This is a genomic window from Prolixibacteraceae bacterium (assembly GCA_019856515.1).
Classification (GTDB): Bacteria; Bacteroidota; Bacteroidia; order Bacteroidales; family Prolixibacteraceae; genus Halosquirtibacter; species Halosquirtibacter xylanolyticus.
The window spans coordinates 3,195,756-3,222,106 of the sequence record CP082230.1 but is presented as its reverse complement, the minus strand read 5'-3'; the positions used below and the strand labels follow the sequence as shown (position 1 = coordinate 3,222,106).

Here is a 26,351-nt window from a genome sequence, read left to right as displayed (position 1 = left end):
TTATGAAATACAGCAAGATATTATTAGGTGTGATGGCGATCTTATTCGCCTTTACATCTTGCGAAAATAAAGATGATGTGGGAACAGTAAAACCTATTACTGCTCCATTGATCCAGAACCCTGATGGTTCTGCTAGTTATGTGCTCGAAGAGGCAGATGCGAATGGCTCATTTGATACATTCCTGTGGACAGATGCATATTTAGGCGAAGGTTTAACACCAACATATGAATTGCAATTTGATTTAGGAACAGGTGATTTTTCTGATCCTAAGAAGATCTCTGATATAGATAAGAACTACTACTCTATAAAAGTTGGAGATATGAATCAGATGCTTCGTGAACTTGGAACTACTGCTGGGGTATTGAGTAATATTCAATGTCGAGTGGTGGCCAAATCAGGTGAAATGGTTCAAACCTCTACAGCAGTAAGCTTTTTGGTGAATAGATATATTTATCAAGATGAGATTATAACGATAGGTCTATATGGAACATCTGTTGGAGAACAAGAGTTCTTGCCAATGGTTCCAAATGTGGATAGAACACAATGGTCTATTATTACACCTCTAGAAGTAGGTAACTTTATTTTTAAAGATAACTCTTATAGACAGACTACTTATGGAGTTGATCCTGATAATGCAGGTATGACTATTGAGAATGGTGGTAATTCAATAACGACAGTAGCTAAAACATACCGAGTAACTTTTGATCTTACCACAAAAGCATACACTATTGAAGACTATACGTTCCCTGATAATTTATATGTTGTAGGTTCATGGAATAATTGGGTTAATAAGACAGTTGCAGGTCCTGGAGAGACATTGCCTGCACTTATGAGGAATGTAAAGATCGGAAACTATGAAGCTTACGTTTATTTTGCAGATAAAGGAGGATTTAAATTTATTACAGAATTAGGTTCTTGGGATACTCAATATGCAGATGATAGTAATAACCCTGCGAATGGTAATTTGACTTTAGGTGGTGGAGATATTCCTGTTGTAGCGGGTGGTATGATCCTTATCACTGCAGATCTAATTGGGATGAAGTGGACTACTACACAAACTAATTGGGGCGTAATTGGTGATGCAACTCCTGGGGGTTGGGACACTGATACTGATTTGGTTGTTGATGAAAACACACATCTTTTAAGTGTTACTCTTGATCTTACTGCAGGAGCAATAAAATTTAGAGCCAATGATGATTGGGCACTAAACTATGGAGATGCAGATATGAATGGTGAGTTAGATCAAGACAATGATAACAACATCACAATTACAGATGCAGGAAACTATACAATCACTGTAAACTTTAATCAGTATCCATATACTTACACGCTTGTCAAGAATTGATATCGTTTAGTTTAGTATATATGATTAATTGAAAATGGCGGTGGGGGAGTTCTCATCGCCATTTTTTATATAACCAATAATATAACTACATATGAAAAGAATTATACTATTAGTACTCTTATGGACAAGTATTGTAGGTGCAGGAGTTGCAGAGAATATTACTGATTTCTCTTTTACTACTGTTCCTGAAGAGTGTACATCAAATGCACCCATTACAATTCGTTTTGATGCCAAGAACTTCGATGTGGAATCAAAGTGGGGAGGTGCTTATGTTTGGATCTGGATTGATGGTGTTGGAAATCCATCAAACCAAGGAGATTGGAGTAATACGAATGATGCTTTTAAGATGACTAGAGAAGGTACTTCTTCTGTTTATACTTATACCTTCACTCCTACTACGCTATGGGCAGGAACAGATTTTAGTTCGATAAGTAGAATAGGATTCCTTGTGAAGGACAAATCAGGAAGTGGTAAAACCTCCGATTTATCAATCTCTTTTGCCGAGAATACGATAAGTGTTACAACTTCACCTGCTTCTTTTAATTCTGCTGATCAAGTGACATTGACAGTAGACACCAAAGGTCAAGATACGTTTGATGGTTGGGGGAATATCTACTTGTGGATTTGGCAAGAAGGTATGACTGGGGTTACGAATCCATCTGATCAAGGAACTTGGGGCGACACCAGTGAAAAGTATAAGATGGAGCATGTTCCAGGAACAACTAAATATAGATATACTTTTACTCCGACGGAGTTATGGCCAGGGATTCCAGGATCATTGATGTCTAAGCTAGGTGTGTTATTTAAAAAGAAGGATGGATCAAAGAGTTCGGATAACTTCTATTTTGATGTGACAAAAGGTGGCTTTATGCTTGATACGGAGGGATTAGATAACGGACAACAAATTTTAGAAGGTTCTACTCTATCGTTTACTTCAACGGCCACTGAATCCGCTTCATTATCCATATACATTGATAATATAAAAGTTAAAGAAGTTTCGGGTAATACAATTAGTTACGACTTTATTCCTAGTGGTGTGAAGTCAGGAACAATAGAGATTCAAGCTGCTAAAGGCGGACAAGTAATTAGCAATAAATTTACTTATTTATCTTATGGTGCAACGGTTTCAGAAGAACGTCCTGAAGGTGCTATTGCAGGGATCTCTTATCCTACAGCCACTTCGGCCAGGTTAGTGCTTTATGCCCCAAATAAACAGAATGTATTTGTTTTAGGAGATTTCAATACATGGGAGGTCTCTTCTCCTTATCAAATGAAAAGAGATGGAGATTACTATTGGTTAGATATCAATGGACTTACGTCAGGTGAAGAGTATGCATTCCAATATTTTATTGATGGAACGATTTTAGTTGCGGACCCTTATACCGATAAGATTCTTGACCCATGGAATGATCAGTACATTACGAATGAAACATATCCAGATTTAAAAGGGTATCCTGTAGGCAAGACAGAAGGCATTGTATCAGTATTGCAGCCTGGACAAACACCTTACAAGTGGAGTGTAAATGACTTTACTGTACCACAGTCGAGCAAGTTAATGATATATGAGTTATTAGTAAGAGATTTTGATTCAAAACATACTTACCAGGGGGTCTTAGATCATTTAGACTATCTGGAAAGCTTAAATGTGAATGTGATTGAATTGATGCCAGTGAATGAGTTCGATGGTAATAGCAGTTGGGGTTATAATCCGAACTTCTACTTTGCACCAGATAAATATTATGGTCCAAAGAATGATCTAAAACGTTTGGTGGATGAGTGTCATAAAAGAGGCATGGCTGTAGTGATTGACCTTGTATTAAATCACTCATGGGGTCAAAGTCCATTTTATCTTATGTATAAGAATGGAGATAAGCCTTCTAGTGATAACCCTTGGTATAATGTGGATCATAACTTTGAAAATCCTGATGCCCAATGGGGTGAAGATTTTAACCATGATAGCGAAGCTACAAGAGCTTTGGTGGATAGTATAAACAGTTATTGGATGTCTGAATATAAGATTGATGGTTTCCGTTTCGATTTTACGAAAGGTTTCTCCAATAACTACAAGCCAAATGATTCAGATCCATGGGGATCTAAGTATGATCAAGATCGAATTGATAACTTAGAACGGATGAGTAGTGAGATTTGGAAGCGAAATTCAGATGCTTTAGTTATATGTGAGCATTTAGCAGAGAACGCAGAGGATAAAGTGTTGGCTGATTATGGTATGTTACTTTGGGGTAATATGAATACTAGTGGATATAAATCATTAGAAGGAAATGGTGGTGATTTTACTGGTGCAGATTACAAGACTCGTGGATTTAGTAACATGAATCTTATTGCATATATGGAGAGTCATGATGAAGAGAGAATTGCATACAAAGCAGAGACTTATGGGGCTATAAATGGCAGTTACAATACTCGTGAGATTCCTACGATGTGTGAACGTTTACGTGCAAATGGAGCTCTATTCTTCTTAATTCCAGGCCCTAAGATGATGTGGCAATTTGGTGAAGTTGGATATGATTATTCTATTGATGAAAATGGAAGGACCGGAGAAAAGCCAATACGTTGGGATTATATTGGAGAGCTTAATAGAAATAAGGTTTATCAAGATTATGCACGCTTTGCTGAATTAAAAAGGAATGATGAGGTGTTTTCAACATCTGATTACGACTACTCATTAAACAATAAAGGTAAATATATTCGTCTACATTTAAATGGAAAAGAGGTTGTTATCGTTGGTAATTTTGATGTAAGTGCAAAGGGTATTACTGTGGATATCCCAACATCAGGAACTTGGCATAATATGGTGACTAAAGAGACGACTCAATTATCTGCTGGTAATAATAGTATTAATCTACAGCCCGGTGAGTATCGTATTCTATCAAATTATGATCCAGATACTAGTACTGGGATCTCTGATAAACTAGTGAATTCAGAAGTGAATGTTTATCCTATTCCTGCATCGGATCGACTATTTGTGGAGAGTAAATCTGATGTAATATCTTACCAAGTATATGACATATTAGGAAATAAAATGTCTTTTTCTGAAATAAAATATACATCGAATGAAGTGTGGAATATCCCATTAAATGGGTTTGATTCAGGGATATACTTCTTGGTGCTGGAATATAAAAATAAGAATATTGAGAAAGTCATGTTTATTGTTCGCTAAAAATGGTTATCTTTAATGAACTTAATGTATTGATACTTTCGATAGTGAGGGTATTGATATTTTAGTTGTGTGTTTATTTTCAGTTTATTAAGGGGTGTCTGCAGTTCTGTAGATCCCCTTTTTTATTGCTCTTCATTGTGATGTTCATTGTACAAAGTATTAAAATTTCAATTATGATCCGATATATACAAACGTTAACTGTAAATAAAAATATGTGATTGTATTTGTCTGTTTACTTCTTTTAGATATCTTTGTTAGGTTTGTGTTTTGAAAAAATACAAGCCTTTTCCGCGCCTGTCGAAAGCAGTTCCATACCACGTAAGTTAGGGGATTCCATCCGACAGATTCATTTTTTTTTTACAATAGAATGAAATACGATGTTATTATTGTGGGTGCAGGGCCCGCGGGGATTTTTGCGGCTTATGAAATAGTTAAGACGCGTAACGATTTGAAAATCTTGATGCTTGAAAAAGGACGAAATATCTACAAAAGGGTATGTCCTAAGCATCACAACGGAGGAACTTGTGTTCACTGTAAGCCATGTAGTATAACTACTGGTTGGGCTGGAGCAGGAGCTTACTCTGATGGTAAATTGTCTCTTTCTCATGAAGTGGGAGGACACCTTCCAGAATATATTGGAGTGGATGAGACACAAGAGATGATCAAATATGTTGATGATATATATCTTGAGATTGGTGCAGATTCTACTGTTGTAGGAGAGGTTGAAACACCAGAGATGAAAGAGGTTCGAAAGAGGTCTATTGATGCTAATCTTAAATTAGTGCATTGTCCTGTTCGACATCTTGGAACGGAAAGAACACAAGATCTATATCGAGAATTGTATGAAAGAGTTATTGCTTCTGGTTGTGTTGAAGTTCTGTTTAATACACCTGTTGAAAATTTGGTAATTGAAGACCATACGATTAAAGGAGTAACGACTCATGATGCTACGTTCTTTGGAGATTATGTGATTGCATCTGTTGGACGTGAAGGTTCTAATTGGTTGTTGTCAGAATGTGAAGCTCATAAAATATCAACAGAAGTTGGTATTGTTGATATCGGAGTTCGTGTAGAGTGTCGAAACGAGGTGATGCAAGAGATTAATGATAATTTCTATGAAGCCAAGATGATTCACTATACAAAGACCTATGATGATAAGGTGAGGACATTTTGTTCCAATCCAGGTGGTTTTGTTGCTTCGGAGTATTATGACAATGGCAAACTAGCAGTAGTGAATGGCCATAGTTATAAAGAACTGAAGAGCGATAATACTAATTTTGCATTATTGGTTTCACAGAAATTTACCGAGCCGTTTAGGTCTCCCATTGAGTTTGGAAAGCATATTGCTGCTTTGGGGAATATGTTGACAAACAATAAGCTATTAGTTCAACGTTTTGGGGATATCATTCGTGGACGTAGAACGACTAAAGAACGTTTATATAGGAATAACATTATTCCGACATTGAAAGATGCTGTACCAGGTGATTTAGGGCTAGTTTTACCTCATCGAATCTTAACAGATTTAATTGAGATGATTGAAGCTTTAGATAAAGTAACTCCAGGTTTAGCAAGTGATGAAACGCTACTTTATGGAACAGAAGTCAAGTTCTATTCAAATGTGATTAAGGTAAAGCCAACATTTGAAACAGAGAGTGTGAAAAACTTGTATGCTGCTGGTGATGGTGCAGGTATAACACGAGGTTTGATGCAAGCATCAGTAAATGGTGTGATGATTGCTCGTGAAATTTGTAAATTGAAAGGGTAACCCCCTTGCGGAGAGTTGTGAAATGGGTATCACTTCTCTCATGCGAAATGGGTAATTAAATATTGGATTAGAAACATGGTAAATCCCTGGCAGTTTTTTTACTGACCAGGGATTGCTATTTTACAACACTTTGTTATTTGTTAGAATCGATATAGAAAACCGAGTGTAAAATCTATATTGAAAGCACCATCATAGTTGTTAATTGTAACAAATGTCGGTCGTATGCTAAAGTCAATATCGAATGGTATCTTGTCGCTACTGTAGGTTATGCCTGCGATACCACCAAGGTTTAATAAGAATCCATAATCTTCATCAATATCCTTATTCCAAGATGCTCCTACTCCTGCTCCTGGTCCAACAAATAGCATGAATTCATCTGAAAGTGTTCCGGTGAACTCATAATATCCATCTACATGCCAACTTCCTGATTTTCCATCAAAGCGGAATGGCATGGTAATGTCGAGTCGATGACTCGTCCCTAAAGGTTTGATATATGTAATATCAAATCCTGATCCATAATTTATGCCTCCTCCTACTCTTACCCCCAATTGGGTTCCTTTGTTGAGAATATCTTGTCCAAATCCCACTAGAGGCAATAGAAATAAAAATAATAGTAATTTCTTCATAAGTGTCCGATTTAATTCTTAACTCTATAATACAAAAGGATTAAAGCGGTGAAATTGTTTAACTAATCATTTTATTTCTTATACTTATCTTGTGTTAAGTCACTTAATGCTTTAAACATTATTACTTAATCTAATGCTTGGGATATTCCGAATTTTGTTAATTTTGTGATTCTGAGATAAAATATTTATTGAGATGTTAGATAAAATCAAGTCGTTATATACTGAAATTGAGTCGCTTAAGGCTTCTTCAAAAGAGGAAGTAGAAGAAGTGCGTGTAAAGTATTTAAGTAAGAAAGGTCTTATAGGACAGCTCTTTGGTGATTTTAAGAATGTAGCTCCAGAACAGAAAAGAGAAGTGGGGGCAAAAATTAATGAGCTAAAAAGCTTTGCTACGACCAAAATTAATGATCTAAAAGAGTCTTTTGAGCAGTCGGATATGGGTGCGCAAGGAGCAGACTTAACTTTACCTGGTGATGCTTTCGAGATGGGAACACGTCATCCCTTAGCTATTGTTAGGAATGAGATTTTAGATATCTTTAATAGACTTGGTTTTACCATTAGTGAAGGGCCAGAAATTGAAGATGATTGGCATGTCTTTTCTGCATTGAACTTCCCAGAAGAGCATCCTGCTCGTGATATGCAGGATACATTTTTCATTGAGAAGAATCCAGATATCTTGCTACGTACACATACCTCTTCTGTTCAGGTACATGAGATGGAAGAACTGAATCCACCTATTAGAACAGTTACACCAGGTCGAGTATTCCGTAACGAAGCTATCTCAGCTCGTGCTCACTGTATGTTCCATCAGATTGAAGCACTTTATATTGATAAAGATGTTTCTTTTGCAGATTTGAAGCAAACGTTGATGTTCTTCGCGAGAGAACTATTTGGTGAGAAGACGGAGATTCGTTTACGCCCATCTTACTTCCCTTTTACTGAACCATCTGCTGAAATGGATGTTTCATGTTTGATCTGTGGAGGTAAAGGATGTAACGTGTGTAAAGGAACAGGTTGGTTAGAAATTCTTGGTTGTGGTATGGTTGACCCTAATGTGTTAGAGTCGTCAAATATCGATAGCAAGAAATACTCTGGTTTTGCATTGGGTATGGGTATTGAACGTATAGCAATGCTTAAATTTGGAGTAAATGATTTAAGACTTTATTTCGAGAATGATGTTCGTTTCTTAAAGCAATTTAAAGGGGCCAATTAATTCTTGAACACATAATACTCTATCAAAAAATAGATAAAAAGCTCACTACTCAAGTGGGCTTTTTTTATGTCTATATGTGATATAATCTTATAATTATTTTCTCGTCTCGAATCTCACCATCATTACTTTCTTTTTGTTAAAGTTAGTTGCAACCTTAGGGGCATTATGTTGTCCTAATGCTCTAAAAAAGATGATATATAAAGATTTAATATGACATATCTATATATGACAATATATGACACATGTAATTAGCCTTATTTGTTTATGCATTGATTTATACTGTTTTATGTATTAGTTGGTGAAGACATATAAGCCTTTTGCTTAAGAATTAGGCCAACTTAGATCATATAATCACTTTACTGTATAAGCAATGTAAAGGTATACTATGACATTCTGGTTGACAAAATGAATGTCATTCAGAAGTCTATTCGATTTTTATAGGTATTATATTATTGATATATAGTGTTTTGTGTGTTGTCATCATATGACACTAACCACGGTCTGTAGAAAAACTATTGATGGAATATTTGTAAAACAATAGATTTGTGTCAGTAAAGTTCTAGTAAAACGAAATGGTTAGAAACTAAGTTTTACGTCTGGAAGTTTTATCATTGGGATTTTAAAAGCCAATGGAATTTATCACTAAAAGAAATAAGGTAACAATATAATACTTTGAGAGATGGGGAAAAGGCAACGTAATTTAGCAATCGTATCACTTTTTGTAGCAGTCGTTGTTGTACTTGCAATAAAGTCTATATATACTGAAGTAAATATATCACAGCAGAAAGATGATGTCGTTAGTATTGCATCAACTGTGGAGGAGACGAGTACAACAAAGAGTCCTTGGGATGTAGAAACAGAAAAAAAGGTTGATCAATCAACTCAAAATATAAAAGAAACTTTAGGGAAAGTAGAGAAAAAAGAGAAGCACAATAGCAAAGATTCTGTTCAGGAATTGAAAATGTATTGTGTGTGTTCAGCTGATGGATGTCATAAATGTGTTGAGATCGAAGAGGCAACAAAATCAATGTATGCAGAAAATGAGAATGTGAATATTCAATTTACCACATTGAACATGAAAGACCGCTCAAACAAAGATTTTGTCGATCAAATGCAAATAAAAGATGAATCCGTTGTTTTAATTAAAGGATGGCGAAAAAAGAAAGTTAAATTGAGCAACTTCAAAGAAGGTGAAGAGTTAGAGAGTGAGGTAAAGAAAGTTGTTGACAATATTTAAGTGTTATTTTAGAGTAATTTCGTTCTCGTAATCCATTTAAAAGGGCTGTCTCTCTCGAGACGGCCCTTCTTATTTTTGGAATACTAATTACATGTTCATATTGCCACATTCATAACGGTTCTATTATTGACTTTATATTGGTTAGTTTGTCATCGCTAATAAGGTAAGAGGTGCTCTCTCTACCCCAATTTACAACAATATTTTGAGTGTCTTAGAAAGTACCAACATCAATATTTCATCGCAGTATCTGAATAAATGATCTTAAATAGTAAGTACTATAAGGCGAACTATTTAAAGTTCTTTTTGACTCTTTGATACCAACTATCTATGGACTTTTTATATTCCCAATTATTCTTTCCCATCTCCTCTACAAGCATATTATAATCTTTTGTATTGAGCTTGATACTTGCGATTTGTTTCTTTATCTCTGGAAAAGAGTCACACCATGATGTGGTGCCATATTTTACAATATTGAACCTCGCACCAACAGACTTTGGATCATCTAAGAATTTTAAGAAGTTAGTATTTAGCATAGGATGAGGATACATTCCTGTGTAACAAAAGTCATTTCGTTTCATATAGAAGTCTTCAAACATCTCTACCGTTAACTCTGCTGGCTTATAAGGCAGGTTGTATGCCTTGATCGTTGTCTCTAGATAGGAATAGACCTTTTTTCTACTCTTGATACTATAAATCTCTCCTTTAAGTTTCTCTTTTATCGTTGGTAGTTCTGAAATAGAGTTGATCTTCATGTACTTTGGAACAACCAATCCGTAGAATGCGTCATCATAAATATTTCCTAAATCAACGAGGGAATCTACCTCTCTATTGCTGTTTATTGGAACCCATTGGCTTAAATATATATCTGCCTGGTTGTCTTTAATTGCTTCGATTCCATCTTTGACTTTAATGATGCTTATATGATACCCTTTTTCTGTAAGGAGACGGCGTGTTAAATAAGCAAATACATCATGAGATCCATCAGTGGTGGCAATCCGAATCTCTATCTTCTTTGCAATATGGGGTTTCTCTTTCGTTTTCGTTTTATTATTACAAGAAAGTAATGATAGGGCGATTAATCCCATAATTAATAAGTTGATCTTCATATCATGTCATGTTTTTATTTAGCATAAAAATATGCCATGATGTGTAACTCTATATATCTCTATTGACTATTTAACCTTTATTTAACTAAAATTTAGTTGGAGTATGATATCTTATAAGTTTCGTATTGTTTCTTGTTGCAATGAGGAGTCTAGCGCATATTCATACTGTGTTTAATATTTACATGGATAGAGTTTTATATCTGTTATGCTCTATCCATGTAAATATTATTGTATCCTCTACAGGGCTACTTGAATGTAGATTAACTAGTAGTTAATAATGATTTTTTTGATTCGTATATCTTCTAAAGGGCGCCAATTGTTTGTAACCTCTACTTTTGCTATTTTATCAACTACATCCATCCCTGATATAATTTCACCAAAAATTGTATACTCCCCATCTAATGTAGGTGCTCCTCCTCTAGTGGAATAAACTTTACGTTGATTATTTGTAAACTTATAGTGGTTCTCTTTTTCAATGTCATCCAACTCTTTGTTATTGTACCTTCTTCCTTGTACGATATAGAATTGACCACCATCCGACCTTTTGTCTGTATTCACATCATTAGGAAGCCTTGGTGATCCAATCATTCCTCGTTGATGAAAATATTTAGGATTAATAAATGCTGGTAGAGTATATCCTGGACCTTTCCAACCAACGATATCATCTTTTCCTGCATCGCGAGTATCTGCTGCCCCACTTTGGATAACAAAACTCTCTATGACGCGGTGAAATAGGAGGTCGTTATAGAATCCTTCATTGATTAGTTTTACAAAATTGTCTCTATACTGAGGCATATTATTGAAAAGCTTCATCTTAATATTACCGACGGTTGTAACTATCGTTATACTTTTGATCTTAGCATTTCTTTTTTGTTCTTTTGTGGAAGTATCTCTTAAACTTGATATACTTTTAGGTTCATGTGCACTCTTTAGTAACGATAGTATAACGTAAGATGGGATAGCATAGAAGCTCTTTTCAAAATCAATATTAAACTGGACCCCCATACCTATAACTTGACCTTTACTATCAATTACAGGAACCCCCTGCTGATATTTAGGAATAAGATTACTGATACGATAATAAGGAGATCCACTTACGGTGTCACACTTGAAATACTTCCCCTTTGAGTAGCGAAAAAGCTTCCCTGTTCTCTTTTTAATGATCTTGGTAATCATTCGCTTAGTAGGTTCTTTTCTCCTTAAAATAAATGGCTTAGAACAGATGGAATCTACTTGTAGAATAATCAGGTCATGGATACGATCAACAGCAATAAATTTATCTACTATGATATCTCGTTTTGTCCCCCAAAGCCTCACTTTTGCGTTATTTGCCCTAGAGAATATTTTATAAGGACAAACCAAAAGGTTCGGAGCGATCATGAAACCAAATCTTTTCTCTAACTTTCTTTGATTATCATAGGTTGTCACATCTACCGAAGCACTATATAGCATCGAGAGGTCTGCCTTTATTATTTTCTTTTTGACCTCTTTGGTGGCTTGAGAATTTGATGATGTCTGTTTATCACCACCACATGAAAAGAATAAGACAGATAGAGCTGTCAATAGAATGGTAAAGATGTGCTTGTTCATGATATACAATTTATTCTAATACAATCACTTTAATATTAATATTACTCCAAGGACGATTGAATTTATCGTATTTTACTTTAGATATTTTATCCAACACGTCAAACCCTGATACAAGCTCCCCAAATATCGTATACTCTCCATCTATCCCTGGATATCCACCTACATGGATATAAGCATCTCTCTGCTCTTTTGTAAATACTAACTTGTTATTGTTCAGTGAATACTCTGTTTTAATCTGATCTTTGACTTGACGAATAAGTTTATTGTATTCTTTTGCCTTTCCCTCTTTCTTTAAAATTGCGGCCTTCGTTTTCACCTCTTTATTCCAATATCTTTTCTTAATACTTTTCTTTATCGGTACGTTCCGAATAAGCTCCAAAGTATCCAACTCTCCTTTTCGATATCTCTTTCCTTGAATAATAAAGAATTGTGAGATATCACTCTGCTTGAAAGGATTCTTCTCATCAGGTTGTCTTGGAGCACAAAGTGCTCCCCTCTTTGCAAAGTGAGTTTTACGTATTTCATCATCTACAGTAAAGTCTGGATCTCCATAACCAATACGTACGGAATGAGATGCTTTTTGGTAGCCCTTTGCACCTGCTTGGATCATAAAGTCTTTAATTACTCGATAGAACATCGCTCCATCATAATATCCCTGATCTGCCTCTTTAATGAACTTGTCTCTATGTTTTGGAGTGTCATTATAGAGTATCGCTTCCATATTTCCTAGGCTGGTCTCTATTTTGACACGACGTATTGTTTGACCTTGAAGAGATAACGAAGTTCCAATATATATTAGGATAGAGAACCATAACTGTTTTTTTATTCTCATAGGATTAAGAATTAGTCGATTAATTCAATTTTCATGACGATATCTTTTAACGGTCGGTCTGATACTCCTGTCTCTACCCCAGCAATGGAATCAATGACACTCAGCCCTTCTGTTACTTCACCAAATACGGTGTAATTTCCATCTAGATGAGGTGTTCCTCCCTCTTGCTTATACACTTTACGATGTTCTTCTGGAATTGTAAAACGATTAGTCATAGCGATACTGTCAGCTTCTTCACGAAGTTTTTCTCGTAATGAATCGATCTTTTCATACAGGTGGTGCTGTTGGTAATACATAAAAGAGTCTTTAAGTATCCATTGTTTTTTCATGAATATCTTCTGCGATTCTTTCATCAGTTTCTCATCTTCAAGGGAATCTAACTCCTCTTCAGTGAAACGCTTTCCCTGAACAATATAGAATTGCGAACCCGAAGACGCTTTTTGAGGATTAGATTTATCCCCTTTTCTTGCAGCAGCTATTACCCCTTTTTTATGAAAAAGTGCTGGATTAAATTCTGCATCAATAGTGTATCCAGGTCCTCCATTTCCCAATTTCTCATCTTCTTCCGCTCCTCTTGAATCAGGATCCCCACCTTGGATCATAAACTCTTTAATGATACGATGAAAAAGTAGATCATTATAGTAGTCACGTTCAACTAGCTTGATGAAGTTATCACGATGTTTCGGGGTTTCATTATATAGTTCCACAACCATATCTCCATATACTGTTTGGATCTTCACATGGTGCTTTTGGTCTGCTCTTCTACAGCTGGTTATGCTAATAAGAATAAGCCCTCCTATAAGAAGTATATTTTTAAAATAGCAGTGGAAGAAAAAGGTCGTTTTTTTCATTATTTACCAGATATTTATGGATTGAATTCTTTCGATCATAGCAAAAATAAAAAATCTTTATGGATTTCTTGGAATTCGAATAATTAGGTAATTTTACTATTGAATATTTAACATCCTTTTTTATGAAACGAATAGTTGTATTAACAGGTGCAGGAATGAGTGCCGAGAGTGGTCTAAAAACCTTCCGTGATAGTGATGGTTTGTGGGAAAACTATGATGTGATGGAGGTTGCTAGCATCGAAGGTTGGGAAAGAGATCCTGTTTTAGTACAACGTTTTTATAATGATAGAAGACGTCAACTATGGGATGCGCAACCCAACCAAGGTCATTCCGATTTAGTGAAACTAGAACAACATTATCATGTCGATATTGTTACACAGAATGTAGATGATCTACATGAGAGAGCTGGGAGCCATAATGTATTGCACCTTCATGGTGAATTAAGGAAGGTCAGAAGTACTCGACATCCTGAATTGGTTTATGAACTTGGCCCACAAGATAAGGATGTTAACATGGGTGATCTTTGTGAAAAAGGATTTCAGCTACGACCTGATATTGTTTGGTTTGGAGAAGCAGTTCCTCGGATGGACCCTGCGATTAACATGCTTCATGAAGCAGATATTGTTCTTGTTGTTGGAACTTCATTAAGTGTCTACCCTGCAGCTAGCTTAGTTCATTATGCACAAATAGGGGTGCCTGTTTATCTAGTGGACCCTAAACGTCCAGATAATCTTCCTGCTGGAGTGAAATTTATCTGTGCAACAGCATCGGAGGGGATATCTATATTTTATGAATTAATTAGTCAACAGTAATGAAGATAGTGGTAGCCATCACAGGTGCAAGTGGAGCAATATATGCACAACGTTTGCTTAAAAAGATCAAAGCACTGACTCCAACTAATGAAGTTGCAGTGGTTTTCTCTAGTAATGCTCAAGATATATGGAAGTATGAGTTAAAAGAACCATGGATAGATGGAAGTTATGGTGTAGACATCTTTGATCGAAAAGACTTTAATGCACCCTTTGCATCTGGATCATCACGTTACGAGTTAATGATCATTGTCCCATGCTCTATGGGTACTTTAGCTCGAATCAGTCATGGCATTTCGGATGACCTTATTACTAGAACAGCTGACGTAATGCTGAAAGAACGTAGAAGATTAGTTATTGTTCCTCGTGAAACACCTTACAATCTTGTCCATCTTCGGAATATGACCTCTTTGACCGAGATGGGGGCAGTGATTGTACCCGCAACTCCGTCATTCTATCGTTGTCCAACTACCATTGAAGAGGTGGTTGATAGTGTTGTCGATCGTATTATGAGTGTGTCAGCCCTTAAAGATGAAGAGAACTCTTGGGGAGAGGGTCCTATGTTGATGAGATAGTCACGATACCAATCTCGATACCTTTTAATTTTGATAACTCCTTAATGAGTGCAAGCATCGTTGCTCCTGTGGTACATACGTCGTCTACAATCAATATACGTCGATAATGTAGCAACGATGGTTTAGTTATTCTAAAGGCCTGCTCCATATTACCACGTCTCTTCTCTTTGTTTAGTGAAGTTTGTGTTTTTGTATAACGAATTCGCTCTACTGCATCTGCCACCATCGGAACTTTCAAGACTTCAGACATACCACACGCAATTAACTCCGATTGATTATACCCCCTATGCCATTTCTTTAAATAATGAAGAGGGATGGGGATGATTACATCCCATGAGTAAGTTGCCCATGTTTCAAATACTCTCTCTCCCAATATACGTCCTAGGTATTTTGCGATATCCTTTCGGTTGGAATATTTCAGTTTGTGAATTAATATGGGAAAGTGGTTCTCATGATGGTAAGAGGTTAAGCAATACATTTGAGTAATCACCATCACTTGAGTAAGCTCTACTTCCTTATACTCTATTTCGGAGCAATTCATCCATGTAATATTCATCCAGCACTCTCGACATAATCCTATGTCATTAAAGACCTGCCGATGGCAATAAAGACAATACTTCGGAGCAATAATATCGATAAGAGGTCTAAAAAGAGACCACCACTTCCTGTCTTGGTCCCTTGTCGATTCGTTACAAATGGGAAACATCCTGTTGTTTTTATGTTTTAAAATCTAACTGATAAGAGGCAATAAAGTTCGTTTAACTACTTTTTTTTGTTAAATTAGCAGTGCAGTTAACGCTGTAGTTGAATAATTAAATAACTATATTACATTTTATTATATATTTCTCTAAAGGGACTGTGAGATACCATTTTCCCATTTTCCTTATCACATCACTTTAAGAACTATAGAAAGAAGTTACCCATAAGGGTAACTTCTTTTTGTATGTAACCAATTTATTATATCATTGAATTATACTTTATTAGGGTGGAAATAGCTACATTAGTATCTCCTATACCAATCAAAATAATATCGCTATGAAATCTGTTCAAAGAGCTATGATAATTTCAAGTCGAAGTTTGTGGAACTATGCAGTGATTGCTATTGTCTCATTGCAATTATTTGCGTGTTCAATGCGATCTTCCGAACGTATATTTACAAAGTCGGAGATCAAGCAACATTTCGTTCCCCAAGTAAATGAAATAAACCTAGAAGAGGGAAGATCATTCTACCTAAGGGATCTTAACTCCATTGGATGTACCAATGAATTGATTCCAACGGCAAACTATTTAGTTGAAAAGCTTTCAAAATTGATGAGAGTTAAAATAGATGTAGCCAATAAGGGGGATATCACACTATGTATAAACCCGTCGCTTTCAAAAGAGGAGTATACACTTCAGGTTAAAGACAATAAAGTTGCTATTGATGGTGGAAGTACTTCAGCCGTCTATTATGGGATACAAACATTTTTGCAACTCTTACCCCCTTCCGTCTTCTCAGATGATACGATAAAGGAGAATGAGCTAAAGTTGGTTACATTGCCATCGGTAACCATAAAGGATAAACCACATTTTGCTTATAGAGGAATGATGTTAGATGTAAGCCGACATTTTATGCCTTTCCCTCTCCTATTAAAATATGTGGATGTACTATCTCAACACAAAATGAACACTTTGCACCTGCATCTTGCAGATAGTCAAGGTTGGAGAATTGAGATCAAATCCCACCCTGAATTAATGAATATTGGTTCCGTGAGAGGTATATCTGAGAAGATATCTCCTTATAGGCATAAAAAGGCAAAAAACTGGCAACCTGAAGATGCTGACCCTTATGGCCCTTTCTATTATACGCAGGAGCAGATAAAAACCCTTGTTAAGTACGCATCATTGAGAGGTGTAAGCATTATTCCAGAGATTGATGTTCCTGGTCATTCAACAGCTCTAAATAGGTCATTGGGACTAGGATGTTGTCCACACCCTTTTGAAGGAGATGTGGTATGTGCGTCAAATCTGAATAGTCTGAAGGTACTTGATGATATATTTACTGAGATCGCGACCATATTCCCCTCTCCATATATCCATTTTGGAGGAGATGAAGTTCGCTTCAGTCAGTGGAAAAAGTGTCCTAAATGCCAAAAATATATGAAGGATCATCAATTGAAAGATGAGAAAGCACTACAGAATGACTTTGTGCATCATATCACAGAAATGCTTCATAGTAAAGGAAAAAATCCTATTGGCTGGAATGAGATCCTTCTTGGAGGTGATCTACCTAAAGGAACGATGATTATGTCTTGGGAAGGGGTCGCCCCAGGAATAGAAGCAGCCCAAAGAGATATAGATGTTATTATGGCACCAGGGCCTTACTGTTATTTCGACATGAAAGAGTCCAACAACAAAAATGAGCCTGGACATACTTGGGCTGGTGTCGTTACATTAGAGGATGTTTATAACTATAATCCTCTGTGGGATATCCCATCTGCTTATCAAAATAATATTAAAGGAGTGTCAGGAGCACTTTGGAGTGAGTTTGTAGTACCCGAAGAGATACAGTTCTGGTATAAAAGCTATCCTCGTATCTGTGCACTTGCGGAAGTAGGATGGACCAACAGTTCAAATAAGGCCTTCCGATCTTTTATGGATAGATTAGGTCTCTACCACTTAAATAGACTAGATTATCAGGATATATCTTATCGTATTCCTCGTGCGATTCCCTATTGGAGGGGTACAGATTCTATATATTTCAAAAAACCATATATAGAAGCAAAAGTGAGATACAGTGAAGATGGCTCCTCTCCTCTTACTAATGGCCTGAAATATACTAAAATGTTTAAGTGTCGTAATCGGAGTAAGTTTGAATACGTGACATATAGTCCAATGGGGCGGGCTTCAGTGTGTACATCTAAAGATATATTTATAGAGCCCATTATTACTTTTACTTACGAAGACCTGAAACTACATTGCACCAAAAAAGGATTAGAGTCTAATACGACATATCAGATAGAGATAGTGATTGACAAGGGGGTGAAGAGTGTCTCTACGTTGACCTACAGAACATCTAATGAATCTAAGGGAAAAACACAGAAACTAACCCTTTATCCGAAGAGAACCAAAAAGATTAAGGTGAAGACAAACCAAGAAGGGATGCTTATTATAGATATGAAGTTTAATAAAGCCCTCAGGTCAAGAGGTAAGGTCTATCTAAAGAAGTCATAATAATAGACTAAATTTGAGTGTTTATTATCATCCGTAATTCTTTTAAAATCAGATGGATTATAAAAAAAAGGTAGTATTTGTGTGATCATACAAATACTACCTTTTTTTATGATATCATTTCATAATTCAATTGGTATAACTGTATGCTGCTATTGGAATATTTTAAAAGTGACTTGTGGAACACGAACTAATTTAATAAAGACATTTCAAGAATCTGCGTGAACCACCTTTGCATTATGCCTCTATAAAATATAACCGTCTAACACATTGTTATGATGCTTAAAGGAATGGCACAATCCATTTAAGATCAGCAGGGGTTGTAACTTTTATGTTCTCTCTATTCCCTTCGACTAAGACCATCTCCACCCCTAGTTTTTCTACAACAGATGCATCATCGGTAAAAAGAGGGTCAAAATTCTGCTTGTATGCATTGGATATGATATCCCATTGAAATGTTTGTGGGGTTTGTACTAAAGCATATTGACTTCTATCCACAGCGGTGGATTTATCTCCTTTAAGCTGCCTTATGGAGTCTACAAGAGCAACTACAGGTACTACCGCACCATTTGTAGTGGCTTCATCAAAGCAGCGATGTAGAGTCAACTGAGAGACACAAGGTCGAACGCCATCATGAATAGCAACTACACCTCTTTTTTTTACCATCGAGAGTCCATTCTTCACGGAGTGAAATCGGCTTTCTCCACCATGGATAACCATATGAGGGATCTCTAGTTTATTCTCTTTACAATATTGTGACCAGATATCGATTTGATCTTTGGGTAGTACGATAATCATCTCCATATTGCGATCAAATTGATAAAAGCAACTCATTGTGTGCTCAAGAATAGCTTTTCCATTTACTTCTAGGAACTGTTTGGGACAATTTGCTCCCATTCTTGTTCCACTGCCTCCTGCTACAATAACGACTGTTCTTTCCATTCTTGATTTATATTATATGATCTTATATACCAAATCAAATCATGAAATGAACTATATCCGATCGTACTTTATTGTTTATCCTTTATTAAAGAATATCACTGTAAGTAAAGCGGTGTTTCCATTTTTGTGGTTTGCCTAAACAAAATATATTCACAAGCTCTGATAGATTATCTCACACTTCAAAGAGTATTGCTTCCATGATAGACTTGGGTTTAAAGCAAATTTATGAAATGATGTTGTATAATATAATATTTACATGAATATTTTTTTGTAGTTGATTATTCAATCCGCTATTGCATTTTTTATCTGAGATAGTCCTAAAGAATTAAGGGGGGTACTGAAGAAAAAGTATAGAATTAACATTGTAGACATATTAAAAAATAGGGCTTTAATAATTTCAAAACGTAGTGTTACCAAATTATTAACAAGGCTGTTTCTTTTAAACAAATCATAAATGTGTGATGGACGAATTTTTACTTTTGCAGCGTTTCTAATCCATTTTTAATTTAATAAAAGCTTAAACAATAAACAATGAAAAAGCTATCTATTTTTATCGCCCTTTTTATTGGAGTTCTATCTGCTAAATCGCAGAACGTGCAGTTACACTATGACTTAGGTGAAGGAAGACAGTATCTTACCTCTACCGTTGAGATGTTCAAATTGGATAAGTGGGGATCTACTTTCTTCTTTATTGACATGGACTATGGTGCGAACGACTTCAATGGTATTAGTCAAGCATACTGGGAGATTGCTCGTAGTTTTAAGATCTCAAAGGATTGTGCATTCGAGCCAAGAGTAGAGTATAATGGTGGAGTTGTAGTTAAACCTACAGATGCTACTAATAGTAGTTACAATGCCTTCGCAATTGAAAACGCTGTTTTAGCTGGGGGTCAATATACTTGGTCTAGCACAGACTTTTCTAAGATCTTTACATTATCGCTTAACTACAAGTGGATTCAAGATAAACATGATGCTTCATTCCAGATTACAGGTGTTTGGAATCTGAATTTCTTTAAGAATAAATTCTCTATGACTGGTTTTGCTGACTTTTGGAAAGAAGATTTCAATATGGGAGATAAGACGACACACTATGTATTTATTACAGAGCCTCAATTCTGGTATAATGTAAATAAAAACTTCTCTGTAGGATCGGAGATTGAGATGAGTTCGAACTTTGCATACAACGAAGGTTTTATGGTTAACCCAACCGTAGCCGTTAAGTGGACATTCTAATTTCGGATTTAATACAAAATCATTACTTTCGCAACCTTCAAAAAAATCATAGAGATGTTAGAGAAGTTTTTTAAGTTAAAAGAGAATGGAACTACTGTTAAAACAGAGATCCTAGCAGGTATTACAACATTTATGACCATGGCCTATATCTTGGCTGTGAACCCAGATATTCTTAGTGCTTGTGGAATGGATAAGGGTGCTGTATTTACAGCTTCTGCTCTATCTGCTGTTGTGGCTACTCTGGTAATGGCATTGGTTGCCAAACTACCTTTTGCTTTGGCTCCAGGTATGGGACTAAATGCATTTTTCGCTTTTGGTGTATGTTTGTCTATGGGACATGATTGGGAATTCGCTTTGACTGCAGTTTTCCTTGAAGGTATCATCTTCCTATTGATGACCGCATTTAATATTCGTGAGTTGATTATTAACTCTATCCCTAAGAATATTAAACATGCCATCTCTGTAGGTATCGGTCTTTTCATTGCTTTGATTGGTATGAAGAACGCAGGTATCGTGGTTGCAAATGATGCAACATTAGTTGGTCTTGGCGATATTACTTCTGCTTCTGCTGTCGTAGCTTTATTAGGAGTGTTTATCACGGGAGTTCTTTTGGCTCGTAACGTAAGGGGAGCTATTCTAATCGGATTGTTCATTGCAACGATTATTGGTATTCCAATGGGCGTTACAATTGTACCTAATGATATCGACTTCTCGGTTCCTTCTCTAGAGCCTATAATGTTTAAGTTCCAGTGGGATTGGTTAAACTCAGCAGAGGGAATCTTCTCAATGGTAACTGTTCTTTTTACGTTCCTTTTTGTGGATATGTTTGATACTGTAGGTACACTAATCGGTGTAACCACCAAAGCAGATATGTTAGATAAAGATGGACGTATTCCAAATGTAAAGCAAGCACTTTTTGCTGACTCTGTAGGTACTACAGTAGGTGCATTCTTAGGAACTTCTACAGTAACTACTTTTGTTGAGAGTGCAGCAGGTGTGGCTGAAGGTGGTCGTACAGGTCTTACGGCATTATCGACAGCAGGTATGTTCTTCATCTCTCTTTTCTTGGCACCTATCTTCTTGATGGTTCCTGGAGCAGCTACTGCACCAGCACTTATCATCGTTGGTGTAATGATGGTCACTCCTATTAAGAGCATTGATTTGGATGATTTTACAGAGGCTATTCCAGCTTTCTTTACCATGGTAATGATGCCATTTACTTACTCTATTGCAGAAGGTATTGTATTTGGTTTGATCTCATATGTTTTCTTGAAAGTTTTCACAGGAAAATATAAGGATGTAAGTATGGTAACGGTAGTTTTAGCTCTATTGTTTATTGGAAAATTTATTGTTGATGCGATGTAATTATCGAGCAATACAATTCATAATATTATAATTCACAAAGGCTACCTCACCCAAAGGTAGCCTTTGTTGTTTTTACTCTATTTAGAATGGCGGTGTTATTTAGAATAATTATCTTTAGGTAATAAATAAAATGAATAATAGTTCAAAATATGGCACATTCTCATTCAGGAGGGGGAAACTCCCATGACCATGCATCTTTACCAGACCGTATTGGCAACGCTTTTAAGTTAGGGATTTTCCTTAATATTGGTTTTACGATAGTTGAATATGCTATTGGAATTTCAACTAATTCTTTGGCTTTGATATCGGACGCTACACATAACTTGTCAGATGTTGGAAGCCTATTATTATCTTGGTTTGGACTTCGTTTAGCACAGAAAGTTCGAACCAATCAATTTACTTATGGGTATAAGAAAGGTACGATATTAGCCTCCTTTATTAATGCTGTGGTCCTCTGCTTTGTTGTTGTAACTATCGCATGGGAGTCGATTGAACGATTTCAATCTCCTGTTGTTATTAATGGAAATGGGGTTATTATTGTGGCTGCTATAGGTGTTTTGATTAATGGAATCTCCGCTTTCTTGTTTTTCAAGGACCAGAAGAAGGATATCAATATTAGAGGAGCTTTTGTACACCTACTTGTGGATGCATTGGTATCTGTAGGGGTTGTAGTTTCTGGTGTAATGATTAAATATACGGGATATACATGGATAGATCCAACCATTAGTTTGGTGATCGCTGCTATCATAGCTATAAGTACCTACAGCCTGTTAAAAGAGAGCATTCGTTTGGTACTTGATGCAGTACCAAGGGATATTGATTATGAAGAGATAAAATCTATTCTAGAGAAAGATCCACGTGTTAAAGAGGCACACCACATCCATATTTGGCCTATTAGTAGCACCTTAGTTTCATTAACAGGACATATTGAGCTGAATAGTTGTGATGCAACAATGGGTGAACTGATTATTCTGCGGAAGGAGATAAAACATGACTTAGAGCATCACGGTATTGGACATGCAACCATTGAGATGGAACTACCTAATATAGGATGTTCTGATTCACACTGTAATTAAATAATTTCATAAAAAAGTGAGGCTGCCCTATTAAAGAAGGCAGCCTCACTTTTTTTATGATTACTTAGTGAGCACATCAAACCTTGCGATGGTTGCTTTGTTCATGTGATCAATCGTTTCTATAGGAACGAACTTGATATAACGTCCCTTCTTGTCTGCCCCTACTCTACTTTGAATGATAGGGTGGTTGCGAATGTTATCGAAACTTCCTTTTAAAACAGGCTTGCCCCAACTCTTACCATTAAGACTTACATAAAACTCATATTTATTGATAAAATTCAAACTCCAACGGTCTTGAATAGGAAGGTATCTAAATCCGCTGACATGATAGACTTGTCCTAAGTCGATAACCATTCCTTGTTTATTATCTTCAATCATTCCATAGTTGTGATCTTGACCGTTAACTATTCTCTCAAAATGAGATACATTATTATCATTAACTATCCATTGTGTGGCAGGAATATCGAAAAGCTTCGAAGTAATAGGACTATATTTCCCACTCTTAGGATCTTTTATCCTTGCACTAACCATGGCTTTGTGATCTAATTTAAAAGGTACTGTATATCTCTTTTCATTTTTGATCGGATTCGAACTATTAACCGTGTAGTATATCTCAGACTCTTGGTCTGGTGCAATGATATAAACCATTCCGTCTTTTGTTCTAAACATACGAGGTTCAACGAGTAGTGCCGGGGCTAAATATAGTGCTGCTTTCGAAAGTGTAATAGCTCCTTTGGACTTCTCAATCATAATACGAACCTTCGTTGTATTCATATTGGGGGTTCTAAGGATACGTTTATACCCTATCGTTGTCTCTTGTGCAATCTCTTTCCAACGATTGTCTTTCCATATTTCCACACTGAACTTCTGTACGCGTTGGCCCAACTGAATATTTTCTTGTAATAAGACACGGTTAAATGTCACCGGTTGGTCAAATGTCATGGTTATTAAAGCAGACGAGATGGTGTCGTCAGTTGCCCAATAGGTATTTAAATCGTTATCAAGCAGTGTTTGTGTTCCAAACGTTTCTGAATTACCTCTAACATTTGAAGCGGTGATAGTTTTTGCTGACTTAGATACTTCATCATGGAAATCTGCCTTAATCTGCTTCCCTAAAGCTACCAATTGCTTTACATCGGTTGGGTGAATCTGCCCTCTTCTATCTAATGGAAGGTTCAGAAGGAATGTACCATTACGACCAATCGAATGATAATAGATATCCATTAAGTGAGGCAATGTCTTCACTTTGTTATCTTCTTTTTTATGATAGAACCACCCTGGGCGAATAGAGGTGTTTACTTCTGCTGGTACCCAGTAGTTACCATCTTCATGTCCTGACCTAAGTTGTACATAGTGAGGCCATCCAGGCCATACTTCGTCTCTTCTTAATGTACTCCAGTTGGTTTTATTGGCAAAGCCTTCTTCAGTACCCACCCATCTTACATCAGGGCCTGCATCACTAAAAAGACATGCATTCGGTTGAAGCTCTCTAACAATCTTATAGGTGTTTTCCCAATCGTAATATGTTTTTCTATCGATCTTTCTCTTCTCTCTTGCGCCACCATAATAACCATCTCCTCCATTAGCACCATCAAACCATACTTCGAATACATCTCCGTATTGCGTAAGCAGTTCTCTTAGCTGATCTCTAAAGATATTGATGTATTCAGGCGTTCCATAGGCTTTATTATTTCTATCCCAAGGGGAAAGATAGATACCTAGTTTTAAACCATATTCGTCGCACGCTTCACGAAGTTCTTTAACCAAATCTCCTTGTCCATCTCTCCATGGAGATTGCTTTATGGAATAGTCTGTTGTATTGGTTGGCCATAAACAAAATCCGTCATGATGTTTTGCCGTAAGAATGATTCCCTTCATTCCTGCCTCTTTACAAACCCGAGCCCACTGTCTACAGTCAAGATCTGTCGGATTAAAGAGTTTAGGACTTTTGTCGCCATAACCCCACTCGTCATCCGTAAATGTGTTCATGCTAAAATGGATAAACGCATAGAATTCCATCTCTTGCCATGCTAACTGCCTAGGTGCGGGTGTAGGCCCTAATTTCTCGGGCGCAGGTGTGTGTGTACACTGTATAAATAGCAGTGCCAATAGAATCGTCGTTAGTTTTCTCATGTATACTTAAATTTAGATGTGTTTTGCAATCAGTTTCAAATCTTTTGATGCAATTAGTTCACCATCAATATAAGTATATAGTTTCCAACTTCCTAATTTATCATATAGAGGTTCCCATATAGAGTCTCCCAAGAAGAATTGATAATTGTTTGTTCGTATAAAGTACTCTCCCGTAAATGGAGGAGCTACCTTACCATTGTCTCCCTTGAATGGCGGATGTTCAATTCTAAATGAGAGCCTTTTGCCTTTTGCTTTTTTTATAATGAGTACATAACCAAACTCTGTTCCAATGTCAGCCTTGATGGTATTGGTTATATCTAATAGCTTCGGTAATGCTTTGCTATCTCTATCCCATGCAGTATACTCTCCATAGCTATACATCTCTACCTCAATCTTTTTCTTTGCCATTACATGAATATGATTTTAAATGAACTAAACAATTCTATTTGACCCGGGTTATATGCAATGATAAAGATAGTTAACCTCCTTTAATCTGTAGTTTTCGTAATAACTTATTTCTTAGATACATAATTTGCATTTATGTTAATAAATGTATACTATTGTATCTGTACAAAATAATAAAACCTAATGAAAACTGTAATTTATTTTACCCTTTTGCTCTTAATATGCTCTTCTTGTGATAAAAAAGAAGATGTAGAGCTAAAAAACAATGATTCTGATTTTGTGTTATTGTCAAAATCATTAGCAAGAGTTGTTAATCAAGACATCGAGGCATATCGTCTAATTATGGACAATGCAAATTATGATGAGAGTGAGAGAAGAGCTGTACTTCTATATCCATTGTTAGAAAAAAAATTCTCATCAACGACCTTGTCACAAGAGCTTTGTAAAGATGAAAATATTGATAAAGTGTCTTTACAGAAGATGTTTGAGGAGTATCCAAAACTTACGATCATTACTTTTGAGGAAAAAGGAGATGTGAAGGACAATAAAGAAGAAATTATTGTAATTGATGCATTATCACAAGATCCGAATAAGGTTAAGGTGGTTAAAGCTTATGACAGCAATGGAAAAGTAAAAAACATTGAGGTAAAAGAGAAACCAACTGAAGAGCGAAATATCATTATTACAATTGGTAATGGTTATCAATTACTTACTAAAGAAGAGATTGCTAAAAAGGAGAAGGATCTTAATATAGAGCTATCTAAGCACCAAATAGCATCACCTATTATAGGTAAATACTATATTTCAAAAAGCATATTCACTTCTAAGAATTAGTAAGTCACCATAGGTCGATTAAATG

The 26,351-nt window shown here is 36.1% G+C and carries 21 protein-coding genes; 12 read left to right on the top strand and 9 right to left on the bottom strand.

Going from position 1 to position 26,351, the window contains the following annotated elements; genetic code table 11:
- Positions 1–2: 2 nt before the first annotated feature.
- The 3 genes from K5X82_11770 (at position 3) to K5X82_11760 (ending at position 6,289) form a co-directional block, all read left to right on the top strand.
- Positions 3–1,346 (top strand): SusE domain-containing protein, encoded by a 1,344-nt coding sequence (locus K5X82_11770; protein ID QZT35971.1) that lies wholly within the window; start codon positions 3–5, stop codon positions 1,344–1,346.
- 91 nt (positions 1,347–1,437) lie between these two features.
- Positions 1,438–4,524, top strand: a complete 3,087-nt coding sequence (locus K5X82_11765; GenBank protein ID QZT35970.1) for a T9SS type A sorting domain-containing protein — start codon at positions 1,438–1,440, stop codon at positions 4,522–4,524.
- Positions 4,525–4,891: 367 nt separating this feature from the next.
- Complete coding sequence (locus tag K5X82_11760; protein ID QZT35969.1) at positions 4,892–6,289, top strand: FAD-dependent oxidoreductase; 1,398 nt, start codon at positions 4,892–4,894, stop codon at positions 6,287–6,289.
- A gap of 140 nt (positions 6,290–6,429) precedes the next feature.
- Here the strand turns inward: K5X82_11760 and K5X82_11755 are convergent, their stop codons facing one another.
- The gene (locus tag K5X82_11755; protein ID QZT35968.1) at positions 6,430–6,915 is read right to left on the bottom strand and encodes a hypothetical protein; all 486 of its coding nucleotides are present in this window, start codon (positions 6,913–6,915) and stop codon (positions 6,430–6,432) included.
- A gap of 193 nt (positions 6,916–7,108) precedes the next feature.
- Here K5X82_11755 and pheS point away from each other — a divergent pair, with 193 nt between their 5' ends.
- Positions 7,109–8,128 (top strand): phenylalanine--tRNA ligase subunit alpha, encoded by a 1,020-nt coding sequence (gene pheS / locus K5X82_11750; protein QZT35967.1) that lies wholly within the window; start codon positions 7,109–7,111, stop codon positions 8,126–8,128.
- Positions 8,129–8,807: 679 nt separating this feature from the next.
- Positions 8,808–9,365: a hypothetical protein gene (locus K5X82_11745; protein QZT35966.1), complete on the top strand. Its 558-nt coding sequence runs from the start codon at positions 8,808–8,810 to the stop codon at positions 9,363–9,365.
- A 287-nt stretch (positions 9,366–9,652) separates the two neighbouring features.
- On the opposite strand, the gene K5X82_11740 is transcribed toward K5X82_11745, so the two are convergent.
- From K5X82_11740 to K5X82_11725, 4 genes are all read right to left on the bottom strand, one after another.
- Positions 9,653–10,471 (bottom strand): hypothetical protein, encoded by an 819-nt coding sequence (locus tag K5X82_11740; GenBank protein ID QZT35965.1) that lies wholly within the window; start codon positions 10,469–10,471, stop codon positions 9,653–9,655.
- Positions 10,472–10,735: 264 nt separating this feature from the next.
- Positions 10,736–12,061, bottom strand: a complete 1,326-nt coding sequence (locus K5X82_11735) for a peptidylprolyl isomerase (GenBank protein ID QZT35964.1) — start codon at positions 12,059–12,061, stop codon at positions 10,736–10,738.
- Between the two features lie 10 nt (positions 12,062–12,071).
- On the bottom strand, positions 12,072–12,893 hold the full coding sequence (locus K5X82_11730) for a peptidylprolyl isomerase (GenBank protein QZT35963.1): 822 nt from the start codon (positions 12,891–12,893) through the stop codon (positions 12,072–12,074).
- Between the two features lie 11 nt (positions 12,894–12,904).
- Positions 12,905–13,744, bottom strand: coding sequence for a peptidylprolyl isomerase (locus K5X82_11725; protein ID QZT35962.1), 840 nt, complete (start codon positions 13,742–13,744; stop codon positions 12,905–12,907).
- Positions 13,745–13,866: 122 nt separating this feature from the next.
- Between K5X82_11725 and K5X82_11720 the strand changes: the two genes are divergently transcribed.
- On the top strand, positions 13,867–14,556 hold the full coding sequence (locus K5X82_11720) for an NAD-dependent deacylase (protein QZT35961.1): 690 nt from the start codon (positions 13,867–13,869) through the stop codon (positions 14,554–14,556).
- Positions 14,556–15,128 (top strand): UbiX family flavin prenyltransferase, encoded by a 573-nt coding sequence (locus K5X82_11715; GenBank protein ID QZT35960.1) that lies wholly within the window; start codon positions 14,556–14,558, stop codon positions 15,126–15,128. Before K5X82_11720 ends, K5X82_11715 begins: the two co-directional genes overlap by 1 nt.
- Here K5X82_11715 and K5X82_11710 read toward each other — a convergent pair.
- Positions 15,112–15,669, bottom strand: a complete 558-nt coding sequence (locus tag K5X82_11710; protein ID QZT35959.1) for a hypothetical protein — start codon at positions 15,667–15,669, stop codon at positions 15,112–15,114. The two genes, K5X82_11715 and K5X82_11710, sit on opposite strands and share 17 nt — an antisense overlap.
- Positions 15,670–16,163: 494 nt before the next feature.
- Here K5X82_11710 and K5X82_11705 point away from each other — a divergent pair, with 494 nt between their 5' ends.
- A complete protein-coding gene (locus tag K5X82_11705) occupies positions 16,164–18,341 on the top strand; it encodes a beta-N-acetylhexosaminidase (protein QZT35958.1) in 2,178 nt (725 codons plus the stop codon).
- 279 nt (positions 18,342–18,620) lie between these two features.
- Here the strand turns inward: K5X82_11705 and K5X82_11700 are convergent, their stop codons facing one another.
- A complete protein-coding gene (locus K5X82_11700; GenBank protein QZT35957.1) occupies positions 18,621–19,280 on the bottom strand; it encodes a 2-C-methyl-D-erythritol 4-phosphate cytidylyltransferase in 660 nt (219 codons plus the stop codon).
- Between the two features lie 531 nt (positions 19,281–19,811).
- Here K5X82_11700 and K5X82_11695 point away from each other — a divergent pair.
- From K5X82_11695 to K5X82_11685, 3 genes are all read left to right on the top strand, one after another.
- Positions 19,812–20,513, top strand: a complete 702-nt coding sequence (locus K5X82_11695) for a DUF5020 family protein (GenBank protein ID QZT35956.1) — start codon at positions 19,812–19,814, stop codon at positions 20,511–20,513.
- A gap of 54 nt (positions 20,514–20,567) precedes the next feature.
- Entirely contained in the window at positions 20,568–21,878 is a 1,311-nt protein-coding gene (locus K5X82_11690; protein QZT35955.1) for an NCS2 family permease, read from the top strand.
- A gap of 149 nt (positions 21,879–22,027) precedes the next feature.
- The gene (locus tag K5X82_11685) at positions 22,028–22,954 is read left to right on the top strand and encodes a cation diffusion facilitator family transporter (GenBank protein QZT35954.1); all 927 of its coding nucleotides are present in this window, start codon (positions 22,028–22,030) and stop codon (positions 22,952–22,954) included.
- A 60-nt stretch (positions 22,955–23,014) separates the two neighbouring features.
- On the opposite strand, the gene K5X82_11680 is transcribed toward K5X82_11685, so the two are convergent.
- Both K5X82_11680 and K5X82_11675 read right to left on the bottom strand, forming a co-directional pair.
- Entirely contained in the window at positions 23,015–25,087 is a 2,073-nt protein-coding gene (locus K5X82_11680; GenBank protein QZT35953.1) for an alpha-L-fucosidase, read from the bottom strand.
- Between the two features lie 12 nt (positions 25,088–25,099).
- Complete coding sequence (locus K5X82_11675) at positions 25,100–25,495, bottom strand: DUF3859 domain-containing protein (GenBank protein QZT35952.1); 396 nt, start codon at positions 25,493–25,495, stop codon at positions 25,100–25,102.
- A gap of 180 nt (positions 25,496–25,675) precedes the next feature.
- Between K5X82_11675 and K5X82_11670 the strand changes: the two genes are divergently transcribed.
- Positions 25,676–26,326, top strand: a complete 651-nt coding sequence (locus K5X82_11670) for a hypothetical protein (protein ID QZT35951.1) — start codon at positions 25,676–25,678, stop codon at positions 26,324–26,326.
- Positions 26,327–26,351 lie beyond the last annotated feature (25 nt).

What these genes read in the sequence shown, in the direction of transcription:
- K5X82_11770 (QZT35971.1), top strand. Translation starts at nt 3, where the DNA reads ATGAAATACAGCAAGATATTATTAGGTGTGATGGCGATCTTATTCGCC.
- K5X82_11765 (QZT35970.1), top strand. Translation starts at nt 1,438, where the DNA reads ATGAAAAGAATTATACTATTAGTACTCTTATGGACAAGTATTGTAGGT.
- K5X82_11760 (QZT35969.1), top strand. Translation starts at nt 4,892, where the DNA reads ATGAAATACGATGTTATTATTGTGGGTGCAGGGCCCGCGGGGATTTTT.
- K5X82_11755 (QZT35968.1), bottom strand. Translation starts at nt 6,915, where the DNA reads ATGAAGAAATTACTATTATTTTTATTTCTATTGCCTCTAGTGGGATTT.
- pheS (QZT35967.1), top strand. Translation starts at nt 7,109, where the DNA reads ATGTTAGATAAAATCAAGTCGTTATATACTGAAATTGAGTCGCTTAAG.
- K5X82_11745 (QZT35966.1), top strand. Translation starts at nt 8,808, where the DNA reads ATGGGGAAAAGGCAACGTAATTTAGCAATCGTATCACTTTTTGTAGCA.
- K5X82_11740 (QZT35965.1), bottom strand. Translation starts at nt 10,471, where the DNA reads ATGAAGATCAACTTATTAATTATGGGATTAATCGCCCTATCATTACTT.
- K5X82_11735 (QZT35964.1), bottom strand. Translation starts at nt 12,061, where the DNA reads ATGAACAAGCACATCTTTACCATTCTATTGACAGCTCTATCTGTCTTA.
- K5X82_11730 (QZT35963.1), bottom strand. Translation starts at nt 12,893, where the DNA reads ATGAGAATAAAAAAACAGTTATGGTTCTCTATCCTAATATATATTGGA.
- K5X82_11725 (QZT35962.1), bottom strand. Translation starts at nt 13,744, where the DNA reads ATGAAAAAAACGACCTTTTTCTTCCACTGCTATTTTAAAAATATACTT.
- K5X82_11720 (QZT35961.1), top strand. Translation starts at nt 13,867, where the DNA reads ATGAAACGAATAGTTGTATTAACAGGTGCAGGAATGAGTGCCGAGAGT.
- K5X82_11715 (QZT35960.1), top strand. Translation starts at nt 14,556, where the DNA reads ATGAAGATAGTGGTAGCCATCACAGGTGCAAGTGGAGCAATATATGCA.
- K5X82_11710 (QZT35959.1), bottom strand. Translation starts at nt 15,669, where the DNA reads ATGAATTGCTCCGAAATAGAGTATAAGGAAGTAGAGCTTACTCAAGTG.
- K5X82_11705 (QZT35958.1), top strand. Translation starts at nt 16,164, where the DNA reads ATGAAATCTGTTCAAAGAGCTATGATAATTTCAAGTCGAAGTTTGTGG.
- K5X82_11700 (QZT35957.1), bottom strand. Translation starts at nt 19,280, where the DNA reads ATGGAAAGAACAGTCGTTATTGTAGCAGGAGGCAGTGGAACAAGAATG.
- K5X82_11695 (QZT35956.1), top strand. Translation starts at nt 19,812, where the DNA reads ATGAAAAAGCTATCTATTTTTATCGCCCTTTTTATTGGAGTTCTATCT.
- K5X82_11690 (QZT35955.1), top strand. Translation starts at nt 20,568, where the DNA reads ATGTTAGAGAAGTTTTTTAAGTTAAAAGAGAATGGAACTACTGTTAAA.
- K5X82_11685 (QZT35954.1), top strand. Translation starts at nt 22,028, where the DNA reads ATGGCACATTCTCATTCAGGAGGGGGAAACTCCCATGACCATGCATCT.
- K5X82_11680 (QZT35953.1), bottom strand. Translation starts at nt 25,087, where the DNA reads ATGAGAAAACTAACGACGATTCTATTGGCACTGCTATTTATACAGTGT.
- K5X82_11675 (QZT35952.1), bottom strand. Translation starts at nt 25,495, where the DNA reads ATGGCAAAGAAAAAGATTGAGGTAGAGATGTATAGCTATGGAGAGTAT.
- K5X82_11670 (QZT35951.1), top strand. Translation starts at nt 25,676, where the DNA reads ATGAAAACTGTAATTTATTTTACCCTTTTGCTCTTAATATGCTCTTCT.